Origin of the sequence: Bacillus xiamenensis (assembly GCF_001857925.1) — a bacterium.
In the GTDB taxonomy this organism is placed as follows: Bacteria; Bacillota; Bacilli; order Bacillales; family Bacillaceae; genus Bacillus; species Bacillus xiamenensis.
Window position 1 is genome coordinate 933,629 of the sequence record NZ_CP017786.1, and the last position, 20,967, is coordinate 954,595.

Consider the following 20,967-nt stretch of genomic DNA (forward strand, 5'->3'; position numbering starts at 1 on the left):
TTTATCACTTCTATAGATTTATTGCTTCTCGATTGGCGCAAATGCTGCGAGGAGCCGCTTAATGCCTGTCGGGCTTGGGAACGCAATATCAAGCTCTGTGCTGTCTCCGCTGCCTTTCACACTCACAACCGTTCCAACGCCCCATTTTTTATGAGCAGCTTTATCTCCCACAGCCCAGCCAATACTGCCGCCGCCTGTGTTTTGAATGGTTTGCGTTTGCGGACGTGAAACAGGGCCCCGTCTTTGCGGTCTTTCTCTTGTTTGGCCAAACGGTGTTTTCGTTTCTTTTTTCTCATTTAGGTTGTCCAATAAATCAGCTGGTATTTCTCTAATGAATCTTGATTCAAGGTTCATGTTCGTCCGGCCAAATAATGTTCTCATCTTAGCGCTTGATAAATAAAGCTCTTCTTCGGCCCGTGTGATCCCTACGTAAGCAAGGCGGCGCTCTTCTTCCATCTCTGCATCTTCCATTAATGAACGACTGTGCGGGAAGACGCCTTCCTCCATCCCCATTAAGAACACAACCGGGAATTCCAGCCCTTTTGCTGCGTGAAGGGTCATTAAAATAACGGCATCCTGATCTTCTTCCTCATTCTCATCCAGCTTATCAATGTCTGCCACAAGAGCGAGGTCTGTCAGGAAGGTGACAAGTGATTTGTCTTCATTTTGTTCTTCAAAGTTCTTTGTGACAGATAGAAACTCATCAATATTCTCTAAACGGCTTTGGGCTTCAATCGTTTTTTCGATCTTCAGCGCTTCACGGTAGCCTGTTTTCTCTAAGATCTCTTCCGTTAATTCTGTGACAGATAGATATTCCTGCATGTTTGTCATTTGATCAATGAGCTGTTTGAACTCATCAAGTGCATTGGCTGCCCTTGCACTGAGTCCAATGAAATCCACCTGACCAAGTGCTTCGAACATAGAGAGATCATTCATTTCTGCATATGCGGCAATTTTATCAACAGAGGTCGCCCCAATTCCGCGCTTTGGTACGTTGACAATGCGCATAAAACTAATATCGTCATCTGGGTTTGCCACAAGGCGTAGGTACGCCAAAATGTCTTTGATTTCTTTTCTGTCATAGAACTTCGTGCCACCGACAATGTTGTATTGAATGTTAGCCTTCATTAACGTTTCCTCTATGACACGTGACTGAGCGTTCGTTCGATAGAGGATCGCAACATCAGATAATTTTCGCTTTCCGCTTTGATGAAGCTGGCGAATCTTTCCTGCGACAAACTGACCCTCGCCAAATTCATTATCTGCTCGATAATAAGCAATCTTCGCTCCTTCGTCATTTTCTGTCCAAAGGTTTTTTGGCTTACGATTTGCATTGTTTTGGATCACCGTATTTGCAGCGTGCAAAATGCGTTTCGTTGATCTGTAATTTTGTTCAAGCAGAATCACTTGACTCGTTGGATAATCCTTTTCAAAGGAGAGAATGTTCGTGATATCTGCTCCGCGCCAGCGATAGATTGATTGGTCTGAGTCACCGACGACACAAATATTTTGAAAGCGCTGAGCCAGCAATTTCACGAGCATGTACTGCGCTCTGTTCGTATCCTGATACTCATCCACATGAATGTATTGGAATTTACGCTGGTAATGCTCTAATACTTCAGGAATTCGCTCAAACAGTCTGATCGTCATCATAATCAAATCGTCAAAATCGAGTGACTGGTTTTTGAGTAATCGTTTTTGATAATCTGTATATACGTCACTGACGACTTGATCGTAAAAGTCACCGGCTGTTTTTGCGTATTCTTCTGCATCAATGAGTTCGTTTTTTGCACTGCTGATCGATCCTAAAATACTGCGTGGATCAAACTTTTTCGGATCAATATTTCGTTCTTTTAAAATGTTTTTAATCACAGAAAGCTGATCAGATGTGTCTAATATGGAGAAATTGCGATTCACACCAATTCGATCAATATCGCGTCTTAAAATCCGGACACACATACTATGAAACGTCGAGATCCAAATGTCATCTGCACCGGGCCCTAAAATCGCTTGGACACGTTCACGCATTTCACGTGCTGCTTTATTCGTAAATGTAATCGCTAAAATGTTCCACGGAGCCACATGCTTTTCTGCCATTAAGTAGGCAATTCGATGCGTGAGCACCCGTGTTTTTCCACTACCTGCTCCTGCCATTAGCAGCAGCGGACCGTCTGTCGCTTTGACCGCTTCCTTCTGCGCATCATTCAGTCCTTCTAATAGATGATTCGATATTTCATTCATTCCATTCACCGCCAATTCGAACTTATGTTCTATTTTAACCCGTTTCGTCTTGTTTGACTATGATGACTTTTTCACTGCATCGACTGTCTTTAACGCTTCTTTGAAATTATCATAAATGACGTTTCCAACAACGACCACGTCTGCATGCTGCGCGAAGTCTTTTGCCTGCTCTTCATTCTCAATGCCGCCGCCATAAAATAGAACCGTTTCATGAAGCACTGCTTTTGTTTCTTTCACAAGCTCTATGTCTCCAAGCGTCCCGCTGTATTCTAGGTAAAAAATAGGCAGTTTCATCAAGTGCTCTGCCACTCTCGCATATGCCCTTACGTCATCTATATCCAGTGCCGTATTTGCCTCTGTCAGCTTCGCCGCTTTACACTCTTCGTTTAAGATGACATATCCTTCCGGCACAATCTCTTCCATTGACATCAGATCACCGTATTCCTTCATCGCATCCTTATGAAGCCCAACAATCCAATCAGGATGAGCGCTGTTTAACACAGTGGGGATGAAATACAGATCGAAGCCCGGCACAATCATCTCATGTGTCGAGATTTCAAGCACACATGGCACAAGAAAGCGGCGCACCTTTGACATGAGTTGCAGCACGTTGTCCTCTGTCACATTGTCACTACCACCAATCAAAATGGCATCCGTACCAGATTCACAAATCGCTTCGAGCTGTTCATCGGATATCTCTTTATTTGGATCGAGTTTAAAGACATGCTTCCACTCGGTAACATCATACATGAAAAACGTTCCTCCATTCGTTTCATTCCATTTAAATATTATAACAAAATCAGGCACCGCAAAAAACGGGTAACCTCCTTCAGCTAAAAGTTTCATTCTTTTGAAAATGAGTGGCGGGGATTTTCGTTGCACCTGCTGAGGAACGGCTCAAAAAAAGCTCACTTTCACAGGAGAGGTTTTGAGGATGTTTTCACTCCATATACGTTTTACAGACCATGATGTGCGCTCAACCTATTATTTTTCAGGCTTAGAAAACCTCATGATCAAGGATTGATCGGTTTTCAACAGGTCGAGCCGCCAACATAAGAAAAACCGTTTTGATTGATTCAAAACGGTTTTTTTTAAAACTATTGTCTCACTTCATTAAAATAATGGACAGATGTCATAGCCCCTTCATCGACCATCTTGTTATCTTGAATATCTAACGGATCAGGGTGTCCGGCTTTGTCAGGCACCTTTTCATTTGACCGGCACATGCTGACCCATTTTTTCAGATGCTGTTTATTTTTAACCGCTAATAACACAGCACCTCCAACCCCTAATCCAGCAAGTACGTATGGACGCTTATTCATGTATGCTCCCTCCCCATTTGATCTTATTTTTAAGTTACCCCGCCTTTTTATTTCTAAACGTCACAATATGTTGAGCCTGTCATGTGGTTTCTCTTTGCACAAAAGGTGGAATAACAACAGCAATGAAAGAGAAAAGAGGGGATGTATGTGACAGCAGCTTTCATTGTCATAGGCGCACTAATCGTTATTTGTTTGATTGTACCCATGATTCTACTCATATGGATTTGGATGAGAGATGAGAAACAAGAAGAGCATTCTGTTCTGCGAAATTATCCGGTCATTGGAAAACTGCGGTTCATTTTTGAAAAAATAGGACCAGAGCTTCGCCAGTACCTCTTTCTTAATGACCGAGAGGAACTTCCTTTTTCAAGAAGGGAATATGAACAAGCTGTCATGTCCGGAAAATACAAAAGCCGTACCATGGGATTTGGGTCAAAACGAGATTTTGACAAGCCTGGTTATTATATTCGTAACGTCCTGTTTCCAAAACAGCGAGATGAGTTACGTATCGATCAATCAGAAAACATTCAAACAAAAGTGTATGAGATTGATCAAGACAATCTACTGCGAAGAAGTGAACATGTGAAAGAAGTCGAAGCAAAGCCTTATTTTCTCCACGAAGAGGATGTGCAAGTCATTGGTGAACATACGTGTCAAAAACCCTTCCGCGTCAAGGGACTCATTGGTCAATCAGCCATGAGCTATGGCTCCTTAGGCGACCGGGCGATTACCGCTCTATCCTCCGGCTTAAAAATGGCTGGCGGCACGTGGATGAACACAGGTGAAGGTGGCCTTTCCCCTTACCACTTGAAAGGCGGCACCGATATTATTTGCCAGATTGGTCCTGGTCTATTTGGGGTTCGAACGGAGGATGGCGCATTTTCATTCGAAGAGTTTAAGAAAAAAAGTGAACATGATGAAGTAAAAGCCTTTGATCTCAAACTGGCACAAGGAGCGAAAACACGCGGCGGTCACATTGACGGAGAAAAAGTCACAGAAGAAATTGCCCAAATCCGCAAATTACCGCCTCATCAATCAATTGACAGCCCAAACCGGTTTGAGATGTTCAACTCTATTCCTGACATGTTTGATTTCATTGAACAACTGCGAAGCATTGGCGGAAAGCCAGTTGGAATCAAGCTTGTGGTCGGACATAAGGAAGACATTGAGGAGCTTGCTCTCTATATGAAAAAAAGCGGAAAGCACCCTGATTTCATTACGATTGATGGCGGAGAAGGCGGCACTGGGGCGTCCTTTCATGAATTGGCCGATTCCGCAGGCCTGCCCATTTTCACCGCACTGCCAATGGTCCATCAAATCTTGAAGGAATATGGGGTTCGAGATCGACTCAAGCTGTTTGCTTCTGGTAAACTTCTTTCTCCTGATAAAATTGCAATTGCCCTTTCCATGGGTGCGGACTTTGTGAATATCGCAAGAGGTCTGATGTTTTCAGTCGGCTGCATTCGGGCGCAAGTGTGCCACACGAATAAATGTCCAGTAGGTGTTGCGACCACTGATCCAAAGCTGCAAAAGGGCTTATCCATTGAAGAAAAGAAATACCGAGTCTGCAATTATATCCTGTCACTTAGAGAAGGATTGTTTAATTTATGCGCAGCAGCTGGCATTGAATCGCCTATTCATTTTAATGAGAAACATATTATTTTCCGAAAAGAAAATGGTCAAACAAGTGAAATATGAACCTTTAATGAAAGGAGAGAGTAAACATGCCTTGGAATACCATGATCGGTGTTGGTATTTTTGTTGTAATACCCGTAGTCATTATCTCAGAAGTAGTTTACTTGATGAAAAAAAAGAATACCAAAACGTCCAATAGCTGATGATTGAAAACAGAGCCGCTTTTGATATGACGGCTCTTTTTAATAGGTTAGTATGCAAACATTTCAACAAGAGCTTTTCGTGATTTTACGCCTTTGGTGCTTTTGTCCACATATTTATTTCATTATTGCAGATCAAAAGGGAATTTTCACAGCGATCTACATAAAAAAACTGCAAACAAATCCATTTTCGTGACCAGGATTGTTTGCAGTAAAAGCTGCTTTATTTTGTTTCGTCCGTTGATTGCTGCTCTGCTATGCGGTCAAGTGCCATTGTATAGGCATCATTGCCGTAGTTCAAGCAGCGTTTGACACGTGAGATGGTGGCTGTACTTGCACCTGTTTCCGTTTCAATTTTATGATACGTGTTTCCCTCGCGAAGCATACGCGCTACTTCAAGACGCTGTGATAAAGATTGGATTTCATTGATGGTACACAAGTCATCAAAGAATCGATAGCATTCTTCCAGGTCTTTAAGGGATAAGATGGAGTTGAATAACTGATCTAAGCTTTTGCCCCTTAATTTATCAATTTGCATCTTTATACATCTTCTCCTTTACTATTGGCACACCGTTTCGCATGAAACTCTTAGAGAAAGCGGTATCTTTCCTGACTCATTTTTTTCAACCTCAGCAATGAGCTTTGAACGAATCATGACAGGTTTGGTTCTACGCTGAAAATGCCATCAGGTTCTTTCGTAAGCCGAAGCTTCTTTATCGTAAACAAATTCGACAAGTTTTGTCATATTCCTTGTGCGACAATCTGACAAACTTGTTTGCTTCCGATATCGAGAACACTTCTGCTCTGTTAGGTCTGCCCTAAAAAACAGTATGTGTAGAAAGCTCGGCGAGACGACAAACCTTCGCCCCGCCTTACTTGATCAATCAAAATATGTTGGCCGGCCAGCGTAACCGACAGATTCATTTTACAATTAGGACACTTCATTCGTCATGTCAAAGCCCTCTGCTTTGTCACCATATGTTAGCAGCGAAGAGATCCTTTACTCACTTCTGCCCTATAACAGCGGCCAGAAATCAGGCAAAGATGATACAGCTCCACTCTGTTATATTTTAACGCATTATAGACGGAAAGAGTACAGTTTTTTTCATGACATCAAATATTCCTCTTGGTGTCACTCGAATATACGGCAAATGTGTGCTTTGGAAAAAGACAAGTGTATCAATCGGACAGTCAAATGGATACCCGCGCTCAATGAGCAGCTCACGTAAGGTTTGCTCCTGCTGAAGAACCGTCTCAAACGATTCAGCTGATGCACAGCCTGATAATTGCAGCGGGATTTCATGCAAAATCTTTCCGTTCTCTGTGAGTACGATCCCTCCGCCGATTTCTTTCATTCGCTTATGAGCCAGCATCATATCGTCTTTATTTTTCCCGATGACTAAAATGTCACCAGTCGTTGAAAATGAGCTGACAAACCCTTGTACCTTGTTTGCAAAGCCTTTTAGCATTGTATTCACACGCCACTCGCCTTTTCGATCAATCAGGCTAAAGAAGCTTTGATCATGGTCACATGACAGCTGGTTCACAGAGTTATCAATCTCCACTGTATAAGGCTCCATGATGACGGCATTTCTCATTTTGACCCCAAGCGGCATAGAGAATTGCAAGTCGCTCATCGTCAGATCATAGCCTAAGTCTAGCGGCTCGAGCCCGCCATTTTCCCATTCTGTCTCTTGAAATTGATGCTGGTTCTTCCCTTCTAATTTAAGAATCACGCCTTTAGAAATAACCGTCTCAGGATTTGGGTTCATCGGATCATCTAAAATATTCAAAGAGGCCAAGCGCCCAGGACCGACAACGCCTAATAGGTCATCAATTTGATAGTATTTCGCAATATTAAAGGTCGCCATATTGTACGCATCCATGATAGGCACACCTTCTTTAAGGGCAATTGAAATTAAACGATTGATCATGCCTTCTTCATAAAAATGAGGTGCTGACCCATCTGTTGTATAGAAAAAGTGATCATAGTGTCTGAAGTCACGCTCATGCAATTCTCTTAATATGTTCACTAAATCTGGGCGGATGGAAGAATGACGCAGGGAAACATGGTAGCCAAGAGACAAGCGTTTCAACACATCATCTGCATTCATCGCTTCATGATCACTGTCCGCTCCAAACAGCTTCATTTTTGTTAGCGTTTTCTCAGAAGCTCCGGGAAAATGCCCTTCTATTCGTTTTCTCTGCTTCTTCGTTTCTTGCATGCAATATAAAATGAGATCATCACCGTCCATTAATCTAGGCCAGCCTGTTAATTCGCCGCCTTGAAGGACATCCGGATGATCAATCCATTCCTTGCGATAGTTAATTGGAAGCATCTCATCTTCATACCTTACTTCGGTTTGAAGATCGTATCTGGACCACCAGAAATACTGAAATGGCTGCTTTTTTAATTCACACAAAGTGGAAAGCGCTTTCTTTTCATGGCTCTGCAAAAGAAGAAATAAGTTATCGCTGACCATCGTTGTTGTGCCAAATTGAGACACATATTCTGCAAGTGATTGGGGATTATAAATATGGAACGGATGCGCGTGAGGCTCAATATACCCCGGCACAATGTATTTCCCTTCACAATCAATCACACGTTTAGCTGATTTATTTTGAGGAAGCTCTGCTCCGACATAAACAATTCGATCATCATGTATCCAAATATTTGCCTTCACCCATTGTTTCAAAAACGGGTTTAGCACGAGTCCATTCGTTAAAAGGAGTGTTGGAACTATTTTTGAGTCGACTACATCGATTTGTGTGCGGATGTCATTGTTTCTCCAATTAAAAGTACGTTCGGACATTCACATACTCTCCTTCATTTGTATTAGCCCTATCGTAACATAACGAACCACGTTACGCATTAATGAAACGTTACAATTTCTTGAAATCACACTTAAAATAATTTAAAAAAGGAGAATTACCTTCAATGAAACCTAATCTTGGCTTAATGGAAGCGCTCATGAGAATTGCCTGCGGAATGACGATATGTACAGTGGCTGGATCTTTATATGCTAGAAAACCTTGGAGTAAAATGCTGCTTATTGGCATCATGTTTGGCGGTATGAAATTGGGCTCTGGTATTCTTCGTTTTTGTCCAGTGACCTATATGTGTGAGCAGCAGTACACACATAAAGAGAAGGCTGAGTGAGACAGCCTTCTTTTTTTGTGCGCTCATCAATCAGCTGCTTCACACCATTTCACGATCGTGCCCGCAATAATTTCTGCTGCTTCGATGACATGCTCTATATCAATGAATTCATTCGGATAATGGGCAAGCTCCGTTGTTCCAGGTCCAAACACAATGATCGGGATACCTGCTGCCTGTGACAGTAATCCGCCATCTGTTCCCCAAGGGGCAGCTTCCACCTTTGGCGGATGCTTTAATACCTCTTCATATTGTTCCTTCAATAGACCTAAGAGCGGATGATCTGTATCAATTGACCCCGGGAGCCATCTTGCACCAAACCATTCGACCTCTACAGGATGTTCTTGGAACCATTCATCTTTCTCCCCAAGTCCCGCCATCCAATTCTCTAGTTCCTTCTCTGCCTGTTCCACCGTCTCACCCGGCATCACACCGAGTCTGCCTTCCATTGTGACAAGGTCTGCAACAGAAGACGGCCAATCACCGCCTTGAATTTTCCCAATGTTGATGGGGACCGGAATCGGGATATGCTGAAATAGTGGCTCCGTTATTCGATGATTTCTTTCTTCTTCTAGTGCCGCTATATGAGAAAGAACCAGGGTACTCTTTTCAATAGCGGAAACGCCGTGATACCTTGTTCCGCCGTGAGCCGCCCTTCCTTTAATATGCAGTCTGAACCACTTTGACCCTTGCTGAATCGGAAAGATTTTCATATGACTTGGTTCTGGAATGATTGCAGCATCTGCTGTGTATCCTTTCAGTATCGCTGCAAGTGTGCCTGCCCCGCCGCTTTCCTCTTCAACCACGCTATGAAACACCACATCTCCTTTCAGCGGAATCTGAAGCGCATGCAGTGCCTCAAGGGCAAAGAGTAAAGAAACGTTCCCGCCTTTCATATCTGTTGCCCCGCGTCCATAAAGTCTCCCATTTATGATATGCCCGCTGTATGGCGGATATGTCCATTGTTTCGCATCTCCTTCTGGGACAACATCTACGTGCCCATTTAATAAAATGGATGTTCCATTGCCTTTTCCTTTCAATCGTCCAGCAACATTAGGACTTCCTTTAAAAGAACGGCGAGGGGAATAAAAATAAGGATGTTCCAGTAACTCCTCGCCGCCGATTTCCCAAACATCTACATCAAAGCCTATGGCCGACAGCTTATTGGCCACGATGTTTTGTACTTCCTGTTCATTTCCTTGTGTGCTCTCGCATTGCACCATTTGCTGAAGAAGTGTAATGGCTTCCTCCTGATGCTCTTTCATCCAGTTTCTGATACGTGTGATTGGCTGCAAGTTGGTCATCCTTTCTACACAACAGATTTGACATCAGGCGCTAATATTAAAGGAGCTTCTGTCGCCCTCATAACATCTTCCGGCTGAAACGGCGGCATGACTTCACGCAAAATGAGTAGCTGAGACTTAACCTCGATCACCGCCATATCGGTAATAATCAAATCGACACAAGATTTAGCGGTTAAGGGCAGTGTACAAGCCGATTTCACTTTAGATCGACCTTGTTTATCCAGATGGCTCATCACCACCACCACCTTTTTCGCTTTTTGCGCCAGTTCAATCGCTCCGCCCATACCAGGCACTCTTTTACCCGGTACAATCCAATTGGCAAGATCCCCCTGACTGCTTACTTCAAGTGCACCCAAAATCGTCATATCAAGCATCCCTTTTCGGATAATGCCAAAAGCCGTCGTGCTATCCATGTAGGAGCCGCCTTTTATTAACGTAATGGGAAAACCGCCGGCATTGCACAAATTCGGATCTTCTTCCCCTTGCAGGGGCGAGGCTCCTGCCCCCATAATGCCGTTTTCTGCATGCAGCCACACCTCGTAATGTGCGGGGATGTAATCGGCCGCTAGGGTCGGGATGCCGATCCCAAGATTCACAATCATGCCATCTTCAATTTCCTGTGCCGCTCTTTTGGCAATGCGGTGTCTTAAATCGATGTCTCCCATGCCCATGTCCAGTTCACTCCTTTTGATTGCACGATCTGGTTCACAAATACACCCGGCGTCACGATTTCTTCTGGATGAAGCTGTCCCACCAGCACAATCTCTTCTGCTTCCGCAATGGTCCAATCCCCTGCCATGGCGACAAGCGGGTTTGTATTTCGTGCACTTTTATCAAAAATCAGATTTCCCGCTTCATCCGCTTTATAGGCATTGACGATGGCAATATCCGCCGTGAGCGCAGGCTCAAAAATATAATTTTTCCCATTTAACGGAACCAATTGTTTCTCCTCAAGGTTCAGACTATCCATTCCGACATCTGTCACAATGCCCGCCAGCCCCATCCCGCCTGCTCTGATCTTTTCTGCAAGGATGCCCTGCGGGTAAAAAAGAACGTCTAATGTACCTGCCTGCATTTTCTGACCGGCAATCGGATTCGAACCAATATGAGAAGCGATGATTTTTTTGACTCTTCCTTCTGTAATAAGTCGGCCCACGCCAATTTGGGGAAAGCCTGCATCATTTCCGATCAATGTCAGATCTTGAATATTTGCTTCCAAAATGGCATCAATCAACGATGGTGGTGAACCCACGCCGCCAAAACCGCCAAACATGATGGTCATCCCATCTTTCAATCGCTTAATCACTTCATCAAAGCCCACCGTTTTGTTCATGTTCCTTCCTCCCCTACATAGCAGATGGGAAAAACCCTCGATTGATGACTTCTTGTTCGACCTGCGTGATGGTCTGCCCAAATATATAAATAAGTTCATCCATCTCCTGCTGCGTAATAGAAAGCGGCGGTGCAATCATGACAGCTGCGCCGCCCACTCCATCCTCTCCAGCGCTTGCGGGATACACGAGCAATCCGTTTTGCTTTGACGTTTCAACGACAAGATTGGTCATCTGGGCATGTGCAGGAAATGGCGTTTTGGATAAACGATCTGCGACAAACTCAATGCCAATGAGCAATCCCTTCCCTCTCACATCTCCTATAATGGAATGTGTTAATTGCAGTTCTTTTAAAGCATTCATCAGGTATCGCCCAGAAAGATCAGCCCGTTCGGCCAGCTGATGTTTTTTCATATACCGAATGACCGCAAGTGAAACGGCTGCTGAAAGCGGATTGGCACTATATGTGTGGCCAGCCATCACAGAGCCTGAACCACTGAGAATCGGCGCAATCACATGATCCGCTGAAACGGCGGCCGCAATCGGTGAATAGCCTGCACTCATTCCTTTTCCGAGAACCATGATATCTGGTACGACACCCCAATGCTCCATCGCAAACATTTTCCCAGTTCGTCCAAAGCCTGTCATGACCTCATCTGCAATCATTAAAATCTCGTTTTCTTCGCAGACACGCTTCATCGCCTCGAAATATCCGTCTGGCGGAACAAGCGCCGCTCCCGCTGCTCCAACAATCGGTTCTGTAATGAATGCGGCAATCCTCTCTTTTCCTATACGCTGAATGACAGTCTTAAATTCCTGGACATACCACTCGACCTGCTTGCTTTCTTCTTTTGGCAGCCATGACCGGTAGTTATAGGGCGGAGACAGCACCGGGTGTTTTTCAAGCAGTGGTTCAAAGCGCTCTCTCCTCGCAATATGACCGGACATCGACAGTGCACCAAGTGTGATGCCGTGATAACTCATCCATCTTGATATGATGTGATTCTTTTCTGCCTTTCCCTGCTCCTGCCAATGCTGAATCGCCATTTTCATAGCTGTCTCCGTTGCCTCTGATCCGCTTCCTACAAAAAAAGACCAGTTCAGGTTACCTGGGCAAAGTGTACTCAATTCATACGCAAGTTCTTCCGCTGGTTCATTTGTAAATTGTGACCTGTACGTAAAGCTCACCTTTTTCGCTTGCTCGGTCATCGCTTCAATAATATCTGGTATGCCATGTCCAATACTTGCCGTGACTGCCCCCGATGAGCCGTCTATATATTTTTTTCCGTCCCGATCATATAAATAAATCCCCTCTCCTCTCACAGCCACAGGATATTGCTGATTCAACATCGGTTTGATTAGGTAATCCCGGGTCTCCACTTTGTCATTCCTCCCTCTCTTATCAGCAGCTGTCTCTTTCTTTTTACATGAATCGCAAGAAAATTTTGTATACTTGTTATAAGATTAGCTTAATCAAGAGGGCAGTCATCCTCCATTCGACACATGCCCGAATTTCACACGTGTTTTTTATACATGATGTATAAGAGTGTTCAAAAGGAGGTCATGAGTCTATGGCGATTCTCGTCAAAGATGCACTCTCGCTCGATATGATGAAAGAAACCAAACTGCTTGCTGGAGAAAATGGACTGGACCGCCTCATTCAGTGGGTAACCATTGTGGAGATTATCGAGGACACTTCCAGACTGTCCGAAGGGGAATTACTCGTCACAACCGGGTTTGGGCTTGCAGAAAATAAAGAAAGATGCGCTCGCCTTGAAGAATTGATTCAATCCCGTCGACTATCAGCCATTGCCATTTATAAGGGCGTCTACTTAACAGAGATTCCTGCCTCACTGATTAAGGCAGCCAAAAAAAGCGGCATTCCGCTCATTGAAATTCCGCCGCACGTCAATTTTTCAGACATTACAAAAGCCGTCCTAGAGCAAATCGTTAGCAGTCAGCTACATCAACTCAAATATTCTTCAGCGATTCATCAAAGACTGACCCATTTAAATGTGAGCAATAAAAATGTCACGCAAATTACGGATGAACTGGCACATCTTACTGCGGCAAATATCGTCGTTCTTGATGTGTTTTTGCACCAAACAGCGGCTCATCTCGAAACAGATCACGTAACGTATTCTCCTGCTTTTGGCTTTCTAATAGATGACGAACCAATTGAAACCGCTCCACTTCTGAAGCAGGCAGAGGAGAAAGGGAGGCTCATCTATGACACATGCGGTGCGTTTGTTCTGGCTACGTGCCCCGTGATTGCAATGGGCGATATTTTCGGGTTTATTGTGGCTTTAAAGAAAAAGGAGATGTGGCATCATCTCGATGCGATTGCCATCGAGCATGCCGGGGCGGTGTATGCCATTGAATGGCTGAAACAAAAAGCCATTCAAGATACAGAAAACCAAATGCAGGGACATTTGTTAGATGACATGCTGCAGCAGCAATACACAGAAGAAAGCTATGTCATCGAACAAGCAAGAAAGCTGCAATATGATATGAGTGAGGAACAGGTCGTCATCTACTTTCAATTTCAGCATCAGCACACGCAGCTCGATCACCAGATGGTGCAGCGCCTCTCTCAATTGCTTACATCCATTTTTGAACGCAGACATATCCCTTTTTTACTAAAGGCAAGACTTGATTCCATTTTCGTCCTGACACCCGCCGGGAAGAAAACGTTTCAAGAATCAGAGTGGTACAGCGCATCAGAAGAATGCCGCAGCACTTGGTCTTATTTTTTCCCAGTCCATCCCATTGTGATTGGCATCGGAAGAGCTTATGACCAGATCAGTCTCTTTGCCAAAAGTGCAAAAGAAGCCCAGTATGCAGCAAGGCTTCTTCCTCTTTTAAAGACAGACGAAAGCATCATTCATTGTCAGAAGCTCGGCCTATATGGCATGCTGCTTGAAATGAACGAAGCAGGAATGAATTTGCATGACTTTTACGTGGAGCTGTTAAGCCCTCTGCTTTATACGAAAAAACAAGGGGCTGACCTGATTCATACACTCGAAGTGTATTTGGCACACAATGAAAATATTCAAAAATCCGCGGGGGAATTATTTATTCATCGACATACGTTAAGCTACCGGTTGAAACAAATTGAAACGAGAACAGGCTGCAGCCTCAAATCCACTGATGATCGGATGAAGCTGCAGCTAAGTATCATGGCGTACCGCCTATCTGGTCTTCTTGATCAGATGAGAACCATTTCATGATTCATTTGGCGTTTTGACCCATAGATTCATATCTTCAATTTTGTCAAAAATATAGCAGTTGTTTTGAAAGCGCCCAGTGTATGTATAGCCGAGCTGATAAAATACTTGATTCATTCCATAGGACAGTGCACGGGCAAGAGAATAAAAGACATAAATGTGCATGGATTGAAGCTCTTGTTCGAGGGCTAGAATCAAATGATGCATGAATCCTAGTTTTCTGTATGTGGGAAGGGTTGCACAATCTGTTAGTTCTGCATGACCATACGGTACATTGATTTCAGCGGATGCGGCACTTACAAGTTGACCGTCATGTTCAACGGCATAAAAAACCGTCCCTTCCTCCATTACCTTTCGGATGTAATCTGGCTCATTCATTGGCGTGGGGTACGTTTCAAAGACCGTATCATAGAGCGCTGCCAGCTTGTGCACATCCTCTGGACCGGCTTTCCTCATCACATACTCATCCTGCCACACGCCTTGGTCTTTTTTAATCGGCTTTTCTTGAATAGACGCAACGATTTCATCTTCCTTCAACCAAAATGGGCTGTTCATTCGATCTTCGGTCAGAAAGAGCGACATGCCGTATGCATCACTTCCGAGAAAATAATGAGAAAACACCCCTTCAAGCCGAAAGCCTTTTGCTAAAAAAAGAAGCATATGCTCGCGCCTTACTTTTACAATAACCTTAGACGCCTTGCAGTCCGCCGCTTCCTGAAGCACGGACTGAATCACATCCTGCACCCTGCCGCTATAGTCATCCAAACGAATTCGCTCATTGAATGGATCCATACAGATCAAAGCAGAAAAACGCTCGTTTGCAAGTTTCTTCAATTGCACCATACACTCATTCCCCTCTTAGCTAATGAAAAACTTCCAAATTAAAAATGAAGAAATAGCAATACCAGAAAAAATGGATAGGATCATATAACTAATGGCTGAAGCTTTTTTCATTTTATTGTGTTTAATGGCAAATAACATAATGTTATTTATGTTTATGAGAAATAAAATGATCATGAATATTGCAAAGAGAATAATTGCCTTAAATTCCATGTTGCCTCCTCGTGAATGGGTCATCCAATAACACTTCTCCATATTCGGGCTTTATCCCTTCTAATCATCAAAAGAAGAAAAAACACCTTTCCATCTCGTTAGATAGAAAGGTGTTTTGATTAAACCAATTTTCTCGAAAATTTCAGAAAATAATTTCTATAATTAACGATGTTTAGTACCACTATTATTCCAATATTTATAATGATTTGAAGATTTAGAAACTGAGAAACTACCAGTTACTGTTACCCCTTTTACTGCTGCAGAACCACTTCCACTTATTGATACATTAGTGGTTCCATTATTATAGAAGTCTCCATTTACATACCACCAAATAGCAGTTGGAGAAGTTATTTTTGCTTTAACTTTACCAGCAAAATGTTTTGAACCAAGGCTAGAATATCTGTCTAAGTCTATATCTTCAATATATTTAAATTGTACAAATGATCCACTCGCATATGTCCAAGCATAAATTTGAACTTTAGGTTGATATAAAAAACCTACATCCTGAACAATTGTCATTTTATGCATACTGTATTTTGTTGCAGCTGTACTAAATTGTTTCTTTGATAAATTTGTAGAAGATTTTTGAACTTCTTTCTTAGAGATACCCCTTGATTTGGATACTTCCTTAACATATTGATCATATGAAATTTTTTCAATTTTGGTATTTCCTGTTTTACCTAAATTATGAACCTTATTAAGATTGATAGAACCAAATTCTTTAGCAGAAGTTGGTGCAGGAATAGCAAAAGCTGAGCTTACTAATACGAGAACTAGAAGAACTGATGAAATCACTTTTTTCATTATTATACCTCCCTTTGTAATATATTAAATTTATAACATTAAAATGAAAATAAAAAGGTTTTTTTATACATTTAAAGTAATTTTAAGGTTTATCTGTGAGTTTTATAATATAAAAAAAGACCCACTCACATAGTGAGAGAGTCTAGTATAATCATGTAGTTTTCCCCGCAGCCTTCAGCGCACGGGCGCCAATGTCACGGCGATAAAATAAACCTGGCTGAATGATTTCTTCAACCGCTTCATACACTCTTGATCTTGCCGCTTCAAATGTGTCGTCAAATGCGGTCACATTTGCTACACGGCCGCCATTTGTGACGAATTGATCGTTTTCCTTTTTTGTTCCTGCGTGGAAGGTGACGACATCAGAGACCGTTGTTTGCAAAGCACCGATTGGTGTGCCTTTTGCGTAGTCTTCCGGGTATCCTTCTGATGCAAGAACGACACTGACAGCGGCTGTGTCTTTCCACTGCAAGTCCACATCTTTTCCATCTAGAATGTCTAGGAAGACTTGAACTAGATCTGATTCAAGACGAGGAAGCACTACTTGCGTTTCAGGGTCGCCAAAGCGTGCATTGAACTCAATGACCTTAGAGCCTTCTGGTGTCAGCATTAAGCCCGCATATAAAATGCCTGTAAACGAACGCTCTTCCTGCACCATCGCGCGAGCTGCTGGTTTGACGACGTCTTCCACCGCTTTTTGTACGACTTCATCTGAAATTTGTGGAACGGGTGAATAAGCACCCATACCGCCGGTGTTTGGTCCTTTGTCACCTTCAAATGCCCGTTTATGATCCTGTGCGATTACCATTGGATATACTTTTTCACCATTGACAAAGGCCATCAGTGAAAACTCTTCACCTGTTAAAAATTCTTCGATCACAACAGATGCACTCGCATCGCCAAACTTTTCATCCTCTAAAAAGTCATGCAGGCAGTTAATCGCCTCTTCAAGCGTCATTGCCACTGTCACGCCTTTTCCTGCCGCGAGCCCGTCGGCCTTAATGACAATCGGTGCACCCTTTTCTTCCACATATGCCTTTGCTTCTTCAAACGATGTGAAGGTGGCATAAGCGGCTGTCGGGATATCATAATTTTTCATTAAATCCTTAGCAAATTCCTTTGAGCCTTCAATGACTGCGGCTTTTGCATTCGGTCCAAATACTTTTAGACCTGCTTCTTCGAATGCATCGACGACACCTGCAATTAACGGAACCTCTGGGCCGACAATCGTTAAGCCGATATCGTTTTCTTTTGCAAAACGAATTAGCGCCTCATGATCTCCTTCGTCGATCGGTACAAGCTTCGCAGTGTCTGTCATTCCATCATTGCCGGGTGCGACAAATACTTGGCTGACAAGTTCACTTTGATTCACTTTCCATGCGATGGTATGCTCTCTTCCGCCTCTGCCGATAATTAATACATTCACACTGTCATCCCCTTAATGTTTGAAATGTCTAACGCCAGTGAAGACCATGGCGATGCCGTATTCATCTGCCTTTTGAATCGATTCTTCATCACGAATAGATCCGCCCGGCTGAATGATCGCTGTTACCCCTGCCTTTGCAGCAGCTTCCACTGTATCGCCCATTGGGAAGAACGCATCAGAACCCAGCGCACTTCCTTTTGCCTTTTCACCTGCTTGCTCAATGGCAATGTTAGCGGAGCCGACGCGGTTCATTTGACCAGCACCAATCCCTACGGTCATTTGATCCTTCGCTAGAACGATCGCATTTGATTTCACATGCTTAACGACTTTCCATGCGAGCTTTAAGTCTTTCCATTCGTCATCAGTTGGCTCTCTTTTCGTCGGGATCGAGATGGTCGCTTCATCTAAGCCATACGTGTCGATATCCTGAACGAGCAGTCCGCCATGAACACTCGTCAGCTGCTTTTCTTTTTTCTCAAGATCCGCATCGACATCAAGTGTTAAGAGACGAAGGTTCTTTTTCGCTGTTAGCACATCAAGTGCTTCTTGGCTGAACGATGGAGCAATGACAATTTCTAAGAAAATCGTATGCAGAACGTCAGCCGTTTGTTTGTCTACTTCACGGTTCAGCGCAACAATGCCGCCGAAAATAGACGTTTCATCTGCTTTAAATGCACGATCAAATGCTTCTGCAATGGTTTCTCCTGTACCAACACCACATGGGTTCATGTGCTTCACAGCCACAGCGGCCGGCTCTGAGAATTCACGTACAATTTGAAGAGCCGCATCTGCATCTTTGATATTGTTGTAGGAAAGCTCTTTTCCATGTAATTGTGTCGCTGTTGCGAGCGAGCCTTTGCTTGGAAGGGCATTTTCATAGAAAGTCGCCGCTTGGTGCGGGTTTTCTCCATAACGAAGGGATTGCTTTTTCTCAAATGTGACAGTGAACTGTTCTGGCTCTGTTTCACCAACATAGTTCGTTAAGTAATCCGCAATGAGGGCATCGTAAGCAGCCGTATGACGGAATACCTTTGCCGCCAGCTCACGTTTTTTCTCTAGCGGCACGCCGCCTTCTTTGATTTGCTGAATGACTGTATCATAATCTCGAGGGTCCACAATCACGGTGACGTCCTGATGGTTTTTTGAAGCGGCACGAAGCATGCCCGGCCCGCCAATATCAATGTTTTCAATCGCTTCTTCATATGTCACATCGTCTTTTGAGATTGTCTCTTTGAAAGGATATAGATTCACAACAACAAGATCAATCGGCTGAATGCCATGCTTTTCGATCTGTGCCATATGCTCATCGTTTTCTCTCACTGCTAACAATCCACCATGAATGTTCGGATGGAGTGTTTTGAGTCGTCCGTCCATGATTTCTGGGAATCCCGTCACTTCAGAAATTCCAATGACATCAATGCCGTTCTCTTGAAGAAGTTTGTGTGTACCTCCAGTTGAAATCACTTCAACGCCAAGTTCTGTTAATTCTTTCACAAAAGGTACAAGATTCGTTTTATCGGAAACACTGATTAATGCGCGTTTGATCGTCATGCCTTTGTCACCTCATTAAGATAATTCTAAAAGTGATTTGATCACTTTTGGATATAGTGTATGTTCTAATTCGTGCATTCTTTTTTCAATGGATTCAAGCTCTTCCCCATGTTCAATGTAAATCGCCGCTTGGTCAATAATCGGGCCGGTATCCATGCCTTCGTCGACATAATGAACTGTGATACCTGCCACTTTGACCCCTGCTTGATAGGCTTGCCCAATGGCATCAAGCCCCGGGAATGCTGGCAGTAAGGACGGGTGAATATTCACGATTTTCCCTCTGAATGCGTCAAGTAATGTCGGACCGATCAGTCTCATATACCCAGCAAGGAAAATCCATTCTACTTCATGCAGCTTCAGCTGTTCAATGATCGTTTGTTCAAAAGCCGCTTTACTAGGGAAAGCCTTCGGCGTAAAAGCAAAGGACGGAATCCCCTCTTTCTCTGCCCGCTCCAGCACCTTCGCACCCGGTTGATCACAGATCACAATGGCGGCCTCTGCCTGCCACTGTTCTTCCTTTAATGTATCCATAATGGCTTGAAAATTTGTCCCGCTTCCAGAGGCGAAGATTGCAAACTTCTTCATGAGAGACTTCCACCACCGAAAGTGACGCCTTCTCCCTTTTGAACTCGTCCGATGAGAAATGCTTTCTCTCCGTCTTGTTCAAGTCCGCTGATCACATCGACGAGATCATTCTCTTTGACTGCTAAAACAAAGCCGATACCCATATTAAACACGTTGAACATGTCTTCTGCTTTCAATTGTCCTTTTTCTTGAATAAAGGAGAAAATCGGCGGAACTGGCCATGAGCCATTATCAATTTCCACACCAAGTCCTTCAGGCAGCATACGTGGTAAATTCTCAATAAAGCCGCCGCCTGTCACATGTGCCATGCCGTCAATCTTGCCGGCTTTCACTTGTTTGAGGACTGGCTTTACATAAATTTTCGTCGGTTCAAGAAGCTCTTCTCCAAGCGGTCTTGTAAAAGGTTCATATGTTTGGTGAAGATCAAGACCAGCGTCTTCGAGCAATACTTTACGTATAAGAGAATAGCCATTGCTATGAATCCCACTTGAGCTGAGTCCAATGAGTAAATGCCCTTCTTTGATACTCTCTCCTGTCACGATTTCATCCTTTTCAACGACGCCTACAGAAAACCCAGCAATATCATATTCTTCTTCTGTGTAAAGACCCGGCATTTCTGCTGTCTCTCCGCCGACAAGCGCCGAACCAGACTGCTCACATCCGTCAGCTACACCTTTCACGATGGATTCAATTTTCAAAGGATCTGCTTTTCCGACTGCTAAGTAATCTAAGAAAAAGAGCGGCTCTGCTCCTTGTGCAAGCACATCGTTCACACACATTGCGACAGCATCTACACCGATCGTATCGTGTTTATCCATTAAAAAAGCGAGCTTTAATTTCGTGCCAACACCATCAGTTCCTGAAACAAGAACGGGCTTTTTGTATGGCAGTTCAGATAAATCAAACATCCCGCCAAAGCCGCCTAAAGCACCCATAACACCTGCTCTTTTTGTACGTTCTACGTGTGTTTTCATTCGTTTAACAGCTTCATATCCTGCTTCGATGTCGACACCGGCGTTTTTATATGCTTCTGACATCCCATTCACTCCTTTTATCTGCTTGTCTTCCTTTTATTTTCGGCAGAATGAAAGAGCAGCATATCAAATCATCTTGACTGCTGCTCCATTATTC

Annotated in this window: 18 protein-coding genes; 3 read left to right on the forward strand and 15 right to left on the reverse strand. The window is 43.6% G+C overall.

Going from position 1 to position 20,967, the window contains the following annotated elements; translation table 11 throughout:
- Window positions 1-18: 18 nt before the first annotated feature.
- The 3 genes from pcrA to BK049_RS04690 all read right to left on the reverse strand — a co-directional run bounded on the left by pcrA (window position 19) and on the right by BK049_RS04690 (window position 3,563).
- Window positions 19-2,241, reverse strand: a complete 2,223-nt coding sequence (gene pcrA, locus BK049_RS04680) for a DNA helicase PcrA (RefSeq protein ID WP_071167939.1) — start codon at window positions 2,239-2,241, stop codon at window positions 19-21.
- Window positions 2,242-2,298: 57 nt separating this feature from the next.
- Window positions 2,299-2,991 carry a heptaprenylglyceryl phosphate synthase gene (gene pcrB / locus BK049_RS04685; protein WP_008355800.1) on the reverse strand — a complete coding sequence of 231 codons (693 nt, stop codon included), beginning with the start codon at window positions 2,989-2,991 and terminating at the stop codon, window positions 2,299-2,301.
- Window positions 2,992-3,338: 347 nt separating this feature from the next.
- Entirely contained in the window at window positions 3,339-3,563 is a 225-nt protein-coding gene (locus tag BK049_RS04690; RefSeq protein WP_008355798.1) for a hypothetical protein, read from the reverse strand.
- A gap of 147 nt (window positions 3,564-3,710) precedes the next feature.
- On the opposite strand from BK049_RS04690, the gene BK049_RS04695 reads away from it, so the two are divergent.
- Complete coding sequence (locus BK049_RS04695; RefSeq protein ID WP_083381156.1) at window positions 3,711-5,261, forward strand: FMN-binding glutamate synthase family protein; 1,551 nt, start codon at window positions 3,711-3,713, stop codon at window positions 5,259-5,261.
- A gap of 360 nt (window positions 5,262-5,621) precedes the next feature.
- On the opposite strand, the gene BK049_RS04700 is transcribed toward BK049_RS04695, so the two are convergent.
- Both BK049_RS04700 and BK049_RS04705 read right to left on the reverse strand, forming a co-directional pair.
- Window positions 5,622-5,936, reverse strand: a complete 315-nt coding sequence (locus tag BK049_RS04700) for a YerC/YecD family TrpR-related protein (protein WP_008355795.1) — start codon at window positions 5,934-5,936, stop codon at window positions 5,622-5,624.
- Window positions 5,937-6,468: 532 nt separating this feature from the next.
- Entirely contained in the window at window positions 6,469-8,211 is a 1,743-nt protein-coding gene (locus tag BK049_RS04705) for an adenine deaminase C-terminal domain-containing protein (RefSeq protein WP_071167941.1), read from the reverse strand.
- Between the two features lie 125 nt (window positions 8,212-8,336).
- On the opposite strand from BK049_RS04705, the gene BK049_RS04710 reads away from it, so the two are divergent.
- The gene (locus BK049_RS04710) at window positions 8,337-8,558 is read left to right on the forward strand and encodes a YgaP family membrane protein (protein ID WP_008355790.1); all 222 of its coding nucleotides are present in this window, start codon (window positions 8,337-8,339) and stop codon (window positions 8,556-8,558) included.
- Window positions 8,559-8,584: 26 nt separating this feature from the next.
- Here BK049_RS04710 and BK049_RS04715 read toward each other — a convergent pair whose 3' ends face one another.
- Genes BK049_RS04715 through BK049_RS04730 form a run of 4 tightly spaced genes read right to left on the reverse strand, consistent with a single transcriptional unit; the run spans window position 8,585 to window position 12,570 of the window.
- Entirely contained in the window at window positions 8,585-9,850 is a 1,266-nt protein-coding gene (locus BK049_RS04715; RefSeq protein ID WP_071167942.1) for a peptidase, read from the reverse strand.
- 14 nt (window positions 9,851-9,864) lie between these two features.
- Window positions 9,865-10,530, reverse strand: coding sequence for a 3-oxoacid CoA-transferase subunit B (locus BK049_RS04720; RefSeq protein WP_071167943.1), 666 nt, complete (start codon window positions 10,528-10,530; stop codon window positions 9,865-9,867).
- Window positions 10,506-11,192 (reverse strand): CoA transferase subunit A, encoded by a 687-nt coding sequence (locus BK049_RS04725; protein WP_071167944.1) that lies wholly within the window; start codon window positions 11,190-11,192, stop codon window positions 10,506-10,508. Before BK049_RS04725 ends, BK049_RS04720 begins: the two co-directional genes overlap by 25 nt.
- Before the next feature lie 13 nt (window positions 11,193-11,205).
- Complete coding sequence (locus tag BK049_RS04730) at window positions 11,206-12,570, reverse strand: aspartate aminotransferase family protein (RefSeq protein WP_071167945.1); 1,365 nt, start codon at window positions 12,568-12,570, stop codon at window positions 11,206-11,208.
- Window positions 12,571-12,761: 191 nt separating this feature from the next.
- On the opposite strand from BK049_RS04730, the gene BK049_RS04735 reads away from it, so the two are divergent.
- On the forward strand, window positions 12,762-14,420 hold the full coding sequence (locus BK049_RS04735) for a PucR family transcriptional regulator (RefSeq protein ID WP_071167946.1): 1,659 nt from the start codon (window positions 12,762-12,764) through the stop codon (window positions 14,418-14,420).
- Here BK049_RS04735 and ablB read toward each other — a convergent pair.
- From ablB to purM, 6 genes are all read right to left on the reverse strand, one after another.
- Window positions 14,415-15,260 carry a putative beta-lysine N-acetyltransferase gene (ablB, locus tag BK049_RS04740; protein WP_071167947.1) on the reverse strand — a complete coding sequence of 282 codons (846 nt, stop codon included), beginning with the start codon at window positions 15,258-15,260 and terminating at the stop codon, window positions 14,415-14,417. The two genes, BK049_RS04735 and ablB, sit on opposite strands and share 6 nt — an antisense overlap.
- A 372-nt stretch (window positions 15,261-15,632) precedes the next feature.
- On the reverse strand, window positions 15,633-16,274 hold the full coding sequence (locus BK049_RS04750; protein WP_071167948.1) for a hypothetical protein: 642 nt from the start codon (window positions 16,272-16,274) through the stop codon (window positions 15,633-15,635).
- A gap of 151 nt (window positions 16,275-16,425) precedes the next feature.
- Window positions 16,426-17,700 carry a phosphoribosylamine--glycine ligase gene (gene purD / locus BK049_RS04755; RefSeq protein ID WP_071167949.1) on the reverse strand — a complete coding sequence of 425 codons (1,275 nt, stop codon included), beginning with the start codon at window positions 17,698-17,700 and terminating at the stop codon, window positions 16,426-16,428.
- 12 nt (window positions 17,701-17,712) lie between these two features.
- Window positions 17,713-19,251 (reverse strand): bifunctional phosphoribosylaminoimidazolecarboxamide formyltransferase/IMP cyclohydrolase, encoded by a 1,539-nt coding sequence (gene purH, locus BK049_RS04760; RefSeq protein ID WP_071167950.1) that lies wholly within the window; start codon window positions 19,249-19,251, stop codon window positions 17,713-17,715.
- Between the two features lie 15 nt (window positions 19,252-19,266).
- Window positions 19,267-19,836, reverse strand: coding sequence for a phosphoribosylglycinamide formyltransferase (purN, locus tag BK049_RS04765; RefSeq protein WP_008355770.1), 570 nt, complete (start codon window positions 19,834-19,836; stop codon window positions 19,267-19,269).
- On the reverse strand, window positions 19,833-20,873 hold the full coding sequence (gene purM, locus BK049_RS04770; protein WP_071167951.1) for a phosphoribosylformylglycinamidine cyclo-ligase: 1,041 nt from the start codon (window positions 20,871-20,873) through the stop codon (window positions 19,833-19,835). The genes purN and purM overlap by 4 nt, the downstream gene beginning before the upstream one ends.
- Between the last annotated feature and the right edge of the window lie 94 nt (window positions 20,874-20,967).